We start from the raw sequence: 11,581 nt of genomic DNA on the forward strand, positions 1-11,581 counted from the left end.
GTATGAAAGTGGATGTAAAAGAATTTTTGAAACCGTGCAGCTGCGGCAGAAAACATGAGATCGTCGTGGACGATATAATCATAGAAAGCGGGGCAGTCTCAAAGCTCCCGGAAATCCTTTCAAGGGACGCATATAAGAAGTTCCAGAATATTGTCATGATCTGTGATGAAAATACTTATGAGGCAGCGGGAAAGACGGTGGAACGCCTTGTGCCGGGTCTGAAAAAGGCAGTTCTTGACCCAGCCAACCTTCACGCCAATGAACACGGCGTGGAGGCAGCCAAAAACCAGCTTGACCAGATCGGAGACGTGGATCTGATGATCGCCGTCGGATCAGGAACGATCCACGATATCACAAGATATCATGCCTATGAGAGAAAGATCCCGTTCTTCTCTGTACCTACAGCGGCCAGTGTGGACGGCTATGTGTCCACGGTGGCAGCTATGACATGGCATGGATTTAAAAAAAGCTTTACTGCCGTGTCACCGGTTGTGGTGATCGCGGACACTGATATCTTCAGCAAGGCGCCGATGCGTCTGACAGCTTCCGGGGTTGCAGATCTGCTTGGAAAATATACGGCTCTGGCAGACTGGAAGATCACACATATCCTGACCGGGGAATACATTTGTGAAGAAATATGTGAGATGGAGTACAAGGCGCTGGATGCGCTGACAAACAGTCTTTCCGGGCTGGCCAGGGGAGATGCCGGAGCCTATGAGGAGCTTATGTATGGGCTTCTGCTCTCAGGACTGGCTATGCAGATGACAGGAAACTCCCGGCCGGCCTCAGGGGCGGAGCATCATATGTCCCATCTGTGGGAGATGGAAGTGCTGAATGATTACATTGATTTTTACCACGGAGAAAAAGTGGGCGTGGGTCTGATCCTCGCTTCTAAGATCTATCACAAGGCAGCCCAGAAAATGCGCAGCGGGGCATTTACGGTAAAAGAATCCATGCCGGTGGAAGAAGAACTGATCAGAGTGAATTTTACAAAGCTCGGTATGTACGAGTCCATTATGGAGGAAAATACACCGAATCTTCTGGAAAAGGTTGATTCCCAAAAGCTTTTGGATAAAAAGAATGAGATCGCAGCTGTCATTGACGAGATTCCTTCTGCCGAGGCTCTTACGGAGATGCTCGCAAAGGTGGACGGGGTCAGATCCCTTGAGGATCTTGGATTTGACGAGAGCTTCCAGGAAAAGACCGCAAGGCTGTCTCCTTATGTGAGAGCCAGGATCACGTTTATGAGGCTTCTCAAGTTCTATAGTTTTTATGAAGAAGTGATCAAGAATCAGGGAGGGTGAAAGATATGCTGGAAGAATTAAAACAGCAGGTTTATGAGGCAAATATGGAACTTCCCGCAAAGGGACTGGTTACCTATACTTGGGGAAACGTAAGTGGCATCGACCGTGAAAAAGGGCTGTTTGCCATCAAGCCAAGCGGCATTGCCTATGAAGACCTGGAACCATCTGATATGGTTCTTATGAATTTAAACGGAGAGTGTGTGGAGGGAGATTATAAGCCTTCCTCCGACACACCGACCCATCTGGAACTGTATAAAGCATTTCCGCAGGTGGGAGGCATTGTCCACACCCACTCTGCCTGGGCAGCCTCCTGGGCGCAGGCAGGAAGGCCAATCCCATGTTACGGAACCACACATGCAGATTATTTTTATGGGGAGATCCCGTGTGCCAGAAGTCTGAGACCGGAAGAGATTGAAACGGAATATGAGAAAAATACAGGGCTAGTCATTGTCGAGACATTTCAGGGAATGAATCCAGCCTATGTTCCAGGAGTTCTCTGCACAAACCACGGACCGTTTGCCTGGGGAAAGGATGCAGAGGAGGCAGTACACAATGCTGTCGTGATGGAAGAGGTGGCAAAAATGGCTGCCAGGACAGAGCAGCTGAAGATAGAAGTGGGTGAGGCGCCCAAGACCATCCAGGATAAGCATTTTTTCCGGAAACACGGCCCCAATGCCTACTACGGAAACGCCGGAAAGTGAGGGGCTATGTTAGAAAATATCAAAGCTTTTGTCCTGGATATGGACGGAACGATTTATCTTGGAAATGAACTGTTTCCGTTTACGAAGGACTTTCTTTCCAGAGTGGAGGAGACAGGCAGAAAATTTTACTTCTTCACAAATAACTCTTCCAAGAGCCAGCAGGCCTATATTGAAAAGCTTTCCAATATGGGCATTGCTATCTCCAAAGAGCAGATGATGATCTCCAGCCATGTGATGATACGGTTTCTTTTGGAAAACCATCCTGGAAAAAGTGTTTATGTCGTGGGAACACCTTCTCTGCTGAACGAATTCAGAAGCTTTGGGATACCTCTGGTGGAAGAAGATCCGGATATTGTTGTTCTGGGATTTGACACGACTCTGACCTATGAAAAGCTGTCCAGGGCCTGCCATTCTATCCGGAACGGCTGCATCTATTACGGAATCAATCCCGATTTAAACTGTCCCATGGAGGGAGGTACGTTTATCCCGGACTGCGGTTCCATGGCAAGGCTTGTGGAGGCTTCCACCGGACGGTACCCGGAGTTTTTCGGAAAACCTTCAAAATATACATTAAATTATATGATTCAGGAGACGGGATACCGCCCGGATGAAATCGCCATTGTAGGTGATCGGCTGTATACAGACATTGCCGTGGCCGATCAAAGCGAAGTGACATCCATTCTTGTGTTAAGCGGTGAGAGTACCCTGAAAGATGTGGAGAATGGAGATATAAAACCAGATCTCATTGTGAAAGATTTAAGTGAGATAACGAGAGAACTGTAAAAAAGAAAAACACATTGGATGTTGTGTACGGAGATCCAATGTGTTTTTCTATTAAATTTTTATAAATTAAATTGATTAAAATCTATGACCAAATCCTCATATATTCCGGCGGGTACGGAATCATTAAACGTATATTCATGGATATCTTCATGGGAAAGATCATGAACCATGATTCTGTTTTTCTCAACATCAATAATCCAGTATTCCCGTACACCGGCAGTGCGGTATTTGAAAAGCTTAATACTGTAATCCATCCGTCTGCTGCTTAAGGAGACAACTTCGATGATCCAATCCGGAGCCCCATGGCAGCCTTTATCATCCAGTTTGTCTTTATCACAGATAACGGATAAATCAGGCTCCACATAATTTATATGATCATTTTCTAAAAAAACGGCAAATGGAGCAGGATATACTTCACAGGAACCATCGTGGCTGTCTATATAATTTGCAATTTTCTGATTGAGCTTACTTACAATTTTCTGATGATTTCTTGAAGGCGGAGACATATAGTAAATATGCCCGTTGATTAGTTCTGCCCTCGTACCGTCAGGAAGACCATAAATATCTTCTATTGTATAAAGTTTTTCTTTTACTAAGGGCATGGAAACACATCCTTTCATAAAGATTATGGGCAAAGCCAAAGCAAGTATTCAATTTTATTATAATATGAGGATACTCCTAAAACAAGAGTATTGCGAACAACCTACTCAAGTTCAAAGGCACCGCTATACAACTGATAATATACTCCCTTTTGTGCAATGAGTTCATCATGGTCTCCGCGTTCAATGATACGGCCATGATCCAGAACCATGATAGCATCACTGTTTTTTACGGTGGACAGGCGGTGTGCAATGACGAATACGGTCCGGTCCTTCATCAGATTATCCATTCCTTTCTGTACCAAAGCCTCTGTTCTTGTATCAATGGAGGAAGTAGCTTCATCCAGGATCATTACCGGAGGATCAGCCACAGCGGCTCTTGCAATAGAGATCAGCTGCCGCTGTCCCTGTGACAGGCTTGAGCCATTTCCCGTGAGAACCGTATCATACCCGTCAGGAAGCCTTGTGATAAAATCATCTGCATTGGCCAGTTTTGAAGCAGCAATACACTCTTCATCTGTGGCGTCCAGTTTTCCATAACGAATATTCTCCATCACCGTTCCGGTGAAAAGGTTTACATCCTGAAGCACTACACCAAGGGACCTTCTCAGATCCGGTTTGCAGATTTTATTAATGTTGATTCCGTCATAACGGATCTTTCCGTCAGGAATATCATAGAAGCGGTTGATGAGGTTTGTGATCGTAGTCTTACCCGCCCCGGTGGCTCCGACAAAAGCGATTTTCTGTCCTGGCTTTGCATACAATGAGATATCATGAAGGACCAGCTTCTCCGGTACATAGGAAAAATCCACTTCTTCCATTTGGATATCTCCTGTTAATTCTGTGTAGGTCAGGGTGCCCTGTTCTCTGTGAGGATGCTTCCATGCCCACATTCCTGTAGGGACAGAAGATTCCTTAAGATCTCCGTTTTCATTTTTTGTCACATTCACAAGAGTGACATATCCATGATCTTCTTCAATTTCTTCATTTAAAAGCTGAAAGATTCTTCCGGCTCCGGCAACTCCCATAGCGATCATAGAAATCTGCATAGAGGCCTGCCCGATGGTCTGCGACAGCTGCCTTGCCATACTTAAAAATGAAACAATAATACCGACGGTGACAGGGCTTACACCTGTCAGGCAGAAATTAGAGGCATGGAAGTAAACCAGCAGTCCGCCAACTACAGCCAACAACACATACATGATATTTCCAATATTATTTAGGATCGGCATTAAGATATTGCCGTACTGGTTTGCCTTTTCCCCATTGATAAATAACTGCTCATTCAGCGCAGTAAAAGCTTCCTTGCTTTCTTCCTCGTGACAAAAGACTTTTACTACTTTTTGCCCGTTCATCATCTCTTCTACAAAGCCTTCCTCTTTGGCCAGGGATTTCTGCTGAAGCATCATGTATCTGGAGCTGGCGCCTCCCAGCCGTTTGGTTAAAGCAATCATGATTCCCAGAATGACCAGAACAGTAATCGTCAGCCAAAGACTGTAGTAAAGCATCATGACAAACATAACGGCTACGGTCAGCATAGACTGTATCAGGGCCGGAAGGCTTTGTCCGATCAGCTGGCGGATCGCATCCGTATCATTGGTATAGGTACTCATAATATCCCCATGGGCATTGGTATCAAAGTACTGGATAGGCAGCTTCTGCATATGCTTAAACATATCATCGCGCAGATTCCGCAGTGTACCCTGTGTCACAACGGCCATGATTCTGGTATACAGAAATGCACAGACAATGCCCGTCACATAAAATGCAGCCATAATACAGAGGATAGAGGTGAAGGTAACCCACACGCTGGACAAACCTCCAGTGATTCCCGGGGTGATACAATCATCAATCAGTCTCTGAAGAAAAAATGTAGTTACCACTGAAGCGCAGGAACTGATTACGATACAAATCATTACAACGGTTAACTGAACCGGATAATGATGAAAAATATAGGCTATCAGCCTTCTAAAACTATGAATCTTCTTTTTTTCGTCCATCTATTGTTCCTCCTTTCCGCTGTTCTGTGAAACATAGACATCATAGTATTCACCTTTCTGTTTCATGAGCTCCTGATGGCTTCCAGATTCTTTGATCCGGCCGCCCTCCATAATAAGGATTAAGTCAGCATCTTCTATGGAAGAAACACGCTGTGCGATTATGATCTTTGTGGTGTTAGGGATTTCTGTTCTCATGGCCTGCCGGATCAGGGCATCGGTCTTGGTGTCTACCGCTGAAGTAGAGTCATCCATGATCAGGATCTTCGGTTTCTTTAACAGTGCCCTGGCAATACAGAGACGCTGCTTCTGCCCGCCGGAAACATTGGTTCCGCCCTGTTCTATGTAGGTGTCATACTGGTCCGGGAACTGGCTGATAAACTCATCTGCCTGGGCAAGCCTGCATACGTGTCTGAGTTCTTCGTCACTTGCATTCGGATCACCCCATCGGAGATTCTCTTTAATAGTTCCGGAGAATAAAATGTTCTTCTGCAGTACAACCGCCACTTCATTTCTCAACGCTTCAAGATCATATTCACGTACATCTTTTCCGCCGACATACACGGTCCCTTCTGTGGCATCGTAAAGTCTTGAAATAAGCTGGATCAGACTTGTTTTGGAAGCGCCTGTTCCGCCCATAATCCCTATAGTAGCGCCGGACGGTATCATAAGGTCAATATCAGATAGAGCGTCCTTTTTGCTGTGTTTGTTATATTTAAACGAAACATGGTCAAATCGGATACTGCCGTCTTTCACTTCTGTAATACCATTTTCAGGAGATACCAGGCTGCTTTCGTGGGTGAGCACCTCACAGATACGATTGGCAGATTCTGCGGCCATGGAACATAAGACAAACACCATAGACAGCATCATGAGGGAGGACAGGATCTGAACGCCATAGTTGATAAGAGAAGAAAGCTGGCCCGTAGTTAACACACTCCCCTGTGTTTTGATGATCATCTGGGCACCGATCAAGCTTACAAGGAAGATTGCAAGGTAAATCCCAAACATCATGATCGGGTTATTCAGGGCGAGCAGTTTTTCGGCCTTTGTAAAGTCATTGCAGACATCCTCAGACGCTTTTTGGAATTTTGTTTTCTCATAGTCTTCTCGGACAAAGGATTTCACAACTCTGATGCCGGAGACATTTTCCTGAACCGAATTATTTAATGCATCGTACTTTCGGAAAATCCTCTGAAAAACCGGAAAGGAAAACCATGCGATTCCTAAAAGAGCCAGACCGATGACAGGGATCATAGCCAGGAAAATGAGAGACATTTTTACATTGATCGCCATACTCATAATCACTGAAAAAATCATCATCAGCGGAGTCCTCACCGCAATACGGATAATCATCTGGTAAGCGTTTTGTACATTGGTGACATCTGTTGTAAGTCTGGTCACAAGAGAGGATGACGAGAACCTGTCGATATCAGCAAAGCTAAAATCCTGTATTTTAAAATAAATATCTTTTCGCAGATTTTTTGCAAATCCGCAGGATGCAGTTGCCGCATATTTTCCGGACAGGATACCAAAAACAAGCGACAGCATTGCCATGATAAATAAAGCAATCCCGTATTTTATGACCGGATTCATTGAATTTGCAGTCATTTCGTCAATCAGTTCTGCCATAACCAGAGGAAGGATACATTCCATGATAACTTCCAAGGTCACAAAAACCGGTGTTTTAATAGATTCTTTTCTATATTGCCTTATACTTTTTCCTAATGTTTGAATCATATAACATTTCTCCTTTACTTTTTTCTCTATACAAATTAATATAATAATCAACAATCGTCTATTATTCAATCAACGGTTTTTAAATATCGTTGATTAATCTACGGCATCGTACGATGTGTTCATTACCTTTCACAGATAGGAATACAGAACTTTTAGGAGGGATTCTGAAACCATGAAAAAACGGGAAGATTTAAGAGTTGTAAAGACAAAGGCAAATTTAAAAGGGGTCTTAAAGAAGCTTCTGAGAAAAAAGCCCATCCGTAAGATCACAGTGACGGAACTGGCCAGGGAGGCTGTGATCAATAAGGGAACGTTTTATTTGCATTACTCAGATATCTATGACTTATATGAAGAAGTGATCCTGGAGCACATAGAAGGAACTCTTGGAAATCTGGATTATTATATGGAGTTCTTTACAAACCCAAAGATGTTTGTGAAAAAGTTCCTGGAGGATTTTGATTTTGGACGTCTGGAAAAGACTTTTCCATATCTGCATGAAGACGAACATAAACTGCCGCTTCCATTGATCGTAACGAACACCCTGTCTGAAAGGTTAATGTCTACCGGACTTTTAGAGGATACAATGAAGAACAAAGTAAAGCTTACAGTTGCGATATCCTGTATCACTGAGCCGTTTATACAGATGAGAGAGGAAGCGGATTTAATCTGTGAGATCGCAGGTGAGGTGATCTCAAATATGTTTTAGTACCGGTCTGTATGGCTGGATGGAAAGATGATGGGCTTGTCCACTTTGTTTTCATATGCTATCCTTTTTGGTAAAGAAAGGTCAGACAGAGGTGTGGAGGATATGAAAGAAAAACAGTACATCCGTCAACAGATCAAACAAAAAACAGAGAAGTTATCCACAAGATATCTTCGGGATTCGGAAGAAGAGATTCAGAAACAGATCCTTATGCTGCCGGAATTTAAGAGGGCGGAGACTGTTTTCTGCTACATATCCGTGGGAAAGGAAGTATCCACAGAATTGATTTTAACAGAATGCTTCCGACAGGGAAAACGGGTGGGAGTGCCCTTGTGCACAGCTCCCGGAATCATGGAAGTAAGGCAGATCACCTGTATGGACCAGTTAGAACACGGCATCTACGGACTCATGGAGCCAAAAAGAAATACTCCCATTGTGGAGAAACGAGAGATTGACCTGGGGATTATTCCTTGTATCAGCGCAGACTTCTGTGGAAAACGTCTCGGACATGGAGCCGGGTATTATGACCGGTATCTAAGCGATACAGAATTTTTGAAGGTGGTTTTATGCAGAAAAGAGCTTCTGTGGGAGGAGATTCCTACAGACAGCTATGATGTGCCAATGGACCTTGTGGTCACGGAGAAGGGGTGAAACTTTGATTCGATTTGATATTAACCAGAATTTAAAAGAAGTTTTTGAGGACGGAAAGCTGCCAGCCATGGTATACATATCCAGACAGGAGAGCACCCCGGAGAAAATAAGCCGTCCGCTGCACAGCCATGAATCTATCTGTGAACTTTTGCTTGTATATAAGGGGACCGGAACCTATCAGGTAGGCACCAGTATTTATCCCATAGAAGAAGGCTGTATGGCTTATTATAACCAGGGAGACCTTCATGAGATCGCAACGGCTGAGAAGACCAACATCGGCCATTATTGTATCGGTATTACAAACCTTCACTTAAAGGAACTTAAGAAAAACCAGATGGTGCCGGAGGGAGGGCCCTATATCCGCCATGCAGGATCCCTGTTTCCGTTTTTAAAGATGATGTGTGATCAGATCTACATGATGGAAGAGCTGAATCCGGCAGGCCAGCTGGCATCGCAGCTTTTCTGCGCCTCCATGGTGGTCATTGCCAGCCAGCTGGATACATTTCCGCAGGCTATGGCCGCGGAGACGAGGGAGGAAGAGTTTATCTCAAGAATTCTGGATTATTTGAATGAACACTTCACGGAGGAATTAAATCTGGACAAGATCGCTGAGGACATGCACTGCTCTGCCACTTATGTCTCCCACGGCCTGAAAAAAGCCACGGGTATGACTCCCATCAATTATATTATCCGCAGGCGGATCGGCCTTGCCCAGACAATGCTGATCTCTACCGATCTCACGGCGACCCAGATCGCCACTATGGTGGGATACGACAACACCAATTACTTCAGCACACTGTTTACAAAGACCGTTGGTATGACGCCGATCCGGTACCGGAACATGTATCTGGAAAAGCTGAGGGGCAGGAGAGACCAGTCATGAGAGTGAAAAGAGCAGGAATACATACAAGAGGGCATGATTTCAGAATACTTCTGATAGATTCTAATTCTAAAAAGGTAGTAGGACAGATAGCAATCAAATAATTCTAAACTTAGAGTTACATGTTTTTTTCTTGAGATAATATTGTAATGCTTCCCCTATAAACTTTGAAGCTCCTTTACAGTACTGCTGATCCATAGCCTCGATCAGCTTTGGATTGTGGAGATATCCGTCAATCAGCTTATCATAGTAGTTCTCGCCCAGATCCATTGTAGGCTGGTCTTCTTCATCCAGCAGGTTTAACATCTGGCCGATGATATTCTGTACTTCTTCAGATTTGACATCCCTTGAAACGTCACTTGTCAGCTGCTCCATCAAGTCTTTATTCTTTTCTACATACCCTTTTTCTTTGATCTTCCGCATCTTCTCCATATTCTCAGAGAAATGGCTTAGGCTCTCTTTCATGGCATCTGTGTATTTTTCAACACTGCCGTAATACTCCACCGCCGTTTGAGCGATGCTGGACTTATGATCCCTGGCTCTTTTTATAAATTCATCGAAGGCTTCGGTACTTCCCCAGTATTTCATAATCTCCTCTGTATTCTCTTTTTTAAACTGCTCCAATGCCTGGATATATTCACTTAAATCAAATTCTTTAAAACTCATATAGGTTTCTCCTTGTTCCAGTCTGCCAATCAGGTCTAACAGTCTGTTCAGCCTGTCTCGTTTTGCTTTTAGCAGTGTTTTTTGCCTGCTAAGAGCTTCTTTTTTATTAAAATTGGGATTTTCCATGATCCTTTTAATATCCTTCAGAGGAAATTCCAACTCCTTAAAAAGTAATATCTGCTGTAGAGTGTTTATGGATTCATCGTTGTATAGTCTATAACCGGCGCCGGTGACCTTTGCGGGTTTTAATAAACCGATTTCATCATAATACTGTAAGGTCCGCACGCTGACGCCTGAAAGTACTGCAACTTCTTTTATGGTTCTCAAGACATCATCTCCAATCTGTTGTGTATCTTTGATTCTATCTTACATTATCACGTTACGTGAGAGTCAATGGTTTTTCATGTCTTTTTAAAAATCATTATATGAGTAATTTGTGGGTACTTTGTTTGTGTCTTATACAAGATAGTGGAGTCCTTGTTCTCATTTCTAATATATTTCTTTGAAATGCCCCTGTTTTTGATCTCACAGCGAACAAAATAGTAAAGGCGGAGGACCTTTGTTTTTTCTAAAATAATAATTACAGAAAGCGATGCTGAACAAACAAAACAGGAGGTTTTAACATGAGTATGAATATCTGCGGAGCTCCTTGCTGCTGGGGCGTGGATGATGTAAAGAACCCTTATCTGCCGCCATGGCAGAGGGTACTTAAGGAGGCAGGCCAGGCGGGTTACCGGGCCATTGAGCTTGGACCTTACGGATATCTTCCGATTGATGTGGAGACAGTCTCTGAGGAGTTAAAAAAGAATGGATTAGCCATTGTGGCAGGGACGATCTTCGACGATCTGCTGAGTGAAGAAAACTATGAAAACGTATTGAGACAGACAGAAGAGATCTGTTCTCTGGTCACAAAGCTTCCGCCGCTTCCGGTACATGAGGGCCAGCATTTTGCTGCGCCTTATATGACCATCATGGACTGGGGTCATGATGAGAGGGATTATGCGGCCGGACATCCTGACAAAGCGCCGAGGCTTTCAGAAGAAAAATGGGCAGCGATGATGGGCCACATCAGGGGAATCTGTGAAAAAGCAAAAGAATACGGTGTGCGGCCGGTCATTCATCCTCACGCTGGAGGTTATATTGAGTTTGCAGATGAGATCGAAGCGGTGGTAAGGGACATTCCTTATGAGCTGGCAGGTCTCTGCCTGGATACAGGGCATCTTTATTACTCCGGCATGGATCCGGCAGAATGGCTGAAAAAGTATGCGGACCGCTTGGATTATGTCCACTTTAAAGATGTGGATGAAAAGGTATACCGGGAAGTTCTGGGAGAACATATCCGCTTTTTTGAGGGCTGTGGTAAAGGAGCCATGTGTCCCATAGGAAAAGGCGCACTGGACTACCCTGAGATCAAGCAGACCTTGGAGGATATCCAGTACAGCGGATATATCACCATAGAACAGGAACGTGATCCAAGAAATTCAGACACAAGCCTCCGGGACGTGAAGGCCAGTGTTACATATTTAAAAAGTGTAGGATATGAAATCTAATTCTGAA

The 11,581-nt window shown here is 44.1% G+C and carries 11 protein-coding genes; 7 read left to right on the plus strand and 4 right to left on the minus strand.

Annotation, left to right across the window (positions count from 1 at the left end):
* Window positions 1–2 precede the first annotated feature (2 nt).
* The 3 genes from CI597_RS10400 to CI597_RS10410 are packed head-to-tail and all read left to right on the plus strand — an operon-like array spanning window position 3 to window position 2,788.
* Window positions 3–1,304: a sn-glycerol-1-phosphate dehydrogenase gene (locus CI597_RS10400; RefSeq protein ID WP_024729082.1), complete on the plus strand. Its 1,302-nt coding sequence runs from the start codon at window positions 3–5 to the stop codon at window positions 1,302–1,304.
* A gap of 5 nt (window positions 1,305–1,309) precedes the next feature.
* Window positions 1,310–2,005 carry an L-ribulose-5-phosphate 4-epimerase gene (locus tag CI597_RS10405; RefSeq protein WP_024729083.1) on the plus strand — a complete coding sequence of 232 codons (696 nt, stop codon included), beginning with the start codon at window positions 1,310–1,312 and terminating at the stop codon, window positions 2,003–2,005.
* Window positions 2,006–2,011: 6 nt separating this feature from the next.
* Entirely contained in the window at window positions 2,012–2,788 is a 777-nt protein-coding gene (locus CI597_RS10410; RefSeq protein ID WP_024729084.1) for an HAD-IIA family hydrolase, read from the plus strand.
* A 59-nt stretch (window positions 2,789–2,847) separates the two neighbouring features.
* Here CI597_RS10410 and CI597_RS10415 read toward each other — a convergent pair whose 3' ends face one another.
* The 3 genes from CI597_RS10415 to CI597_RS10425 all read right to left on the minus strand — a co-directional run bounded on the left by CI597_RS10415 (window position 2,848) and on the right by CI597_RS10425 (window position 7,124).
* Entirely contained in the window at window positions 2,848–3,390 is a 543-nt protein-coding gene (locus CI597_RS10415; protein ID WP_024729085.1) for a Uma2 family endonuclease, read from the minus strand.
* A gap of 101 nt (window positions 3,391–3,491) precedes the next feature.
* Entirely contained in the window at window positions 3,492–5,387 is a 1,896-nt protein-coding gene (locus CI597_RS10420; RefSeq protein ID WP_024729086.1) for an ABC transporter ATP-binding protein, read from the minus strand.
* Window positions 5,388–7,124 carry an ABC transporter ATP-binding protein gene (locus CI597_RS10425; protein ID WP_024729087.1) on the minus strand — a complete coding sequence of 579 codons (1,737 nt, stop codon included), beginning with the start codon at window positions 7,122–7,124 and terminating at the stop codon, window positions 5,388–5,390. It abuts the gene before it with no gap.
* Window positions 7,125–7,296: 172 nt separating this feature from the next.
* Here CI597_RS10425 and CI597_RS10430 point away from each other — a divergent pair, with 172 nt between their 5' ends.
* The 3 genes from CI597_RS10430 to CI597_RS10440 all read left to right on the plus strand — a co-directional run bounded on the left by CI597_RS10430 (window position 7,297) and on the right by CI597_RS10440 (window position 9,361).
* Window positions 7,297–7,830: a TetR/AcrR family transcriptional regulator gene (locus tag CI597_RS10430; RefSeq protein ID WP_024729088.1), complete on the plus strand. Its 534-nt coding sequence runs from the start codon at window positions 7,297–7,299 to the stop codon at window positions 7,828–7,830.
* Between the two features lie 102 nt (window positions 7,831–7,932).
* Window positions 7,933–8,478: a 5-formyltetrahydrofolate cyclo-ligase gene (locus CI597_RS10435; protein WP_034550594.1), complete on the plus strand. Its 546-nt coding sequence runs from the start codon at window positions 7,933–7,935 to the stop codon at window positions 8,476–8,478.
* A 4-nt stretch (window positions 8,479–8,482) separates the two neighbouring features.
* Window positions 8,483–9,361, plus strand: coding sequence for an AraC family transcriptional regulator (locus tag CI597_RS10440; protein WP_095142943.1), 879 nt, complete (start codon window positions 8,483–8,485; stop codon window positions 9,359–9,361).
* Between the two features lie 93 nt (window positions 9,362–9,454).
* On the opposite strand, the gene CI597_RS10445 is transcribed toward CI597_RS10440, so the two are convergent.
* On the minus strand, window positions 9,455–10,351 hold the full coding sequence (locus CI597_RS10445; protein ID WP_024729091.1) for a MerR family transcriptional regulator: 897 nt from the start codon (window positions 10,349–10,351) through the stop codon (window positions 9,455–9,457).
* Window positions 10,352–10,647: 296 nt separating this feature from the next.
* Here CI597_RS10445 and CI597_RS10450 point away from each other — a divergent pair, with 296 nt between their 5' ends.
* The gene (locus tag CI597_RS10450) at window positions 10,648–11,574 is read left to right on the plus strand and encodes a sugar phosphate isomerase/epimerase family protein (protein ID WP_024729092.1); all 927 of its coding nucleotides are present in this window, start codon (window positions 10,648–10,650) and stop codon (window positions 11,572–11,574) included.
* Window positions 11,575–11,581: the final 7 nt, after the last annotated feature.

Source organism: Anaerostipes hominis (ex Lee et al. 2021) (assembly GCF_002270485.1).
GTDB lineage: Bacteria > Bacillota > Clostridia > Lachnospirales > Lachnospiraceae > Anaerostipes > Anaerostipes hominis.

What these genes read in the sequence shown, in the direction of transcription:
- CI597_RS10400 (WP_024729082.1), top strand. Translation starts at nt 3, where the DNA reads ATGAAAGTGGATGTAAAAGAATTTTTGAAACCGTGCAGCTGCGGCAGA.
- CI597_RS10410 (WP_024729084.1), top strand. Translation starts at nt 2,012, where the DNA reads ATGTTAGAAAATATCAAAGCTTTTGTCCTGGATATGGACGGAACGATT.
- CI597_RS10450 (WP_024729092.1), top strand. Translation starts at nt 10,648, where the DNA reads ATGAGTATGAATATCTGCGGAGCTCCTTGCTGCTGGGGCGTGGATGAT.
- CI597_RS10420 (WP_024729086.1), bottom strand. Translation starts at nt 5,387, where the DNA reads ATGGACGAAAAAAAGAAGATTCATAGTTTTAGAAGGCTGATAGCCTAT.
- CI597_RS10430 (WP_024729088.1), top strand. Translation starts at nt 7,297, where the DNA reads ATGAAAAAACGGGAAGATTTAAGAGTTGTAAAGACAAAGGCAAATTTA.
- CI597_RS10435 (WP_034550594.1), top strand. Translation starts at nt 7,933, where the DNA reads ATGAAAGAAAAACAGTACATCCGTCAACAGATCAAACAAAAAACAGAG.
- CI597_RS10415 (WP_024729085.1), bottom strand. Translation starts at nt 3,390, where the DNA reads ATGCCCTTAGTAAAAGAAAAACTTTATACAATAGAAGATATTTATGGT.
- CI597_RS10425 (WP_024729087.1), bottom strand. Translation starts at nt 7,124, where the DNA reads ATGATTCAAACATTAGGAAAAAGTATAAGGCAATATAGAAAAGAATCT.
- CI597_RS10405 (WP_024729083.1), top strand. Translation starts at nt 1,310, where the DNA reads ATGCTGGAAGAATTAAAACAGCAGGTTTATGAGGCAAATATGGAACTT.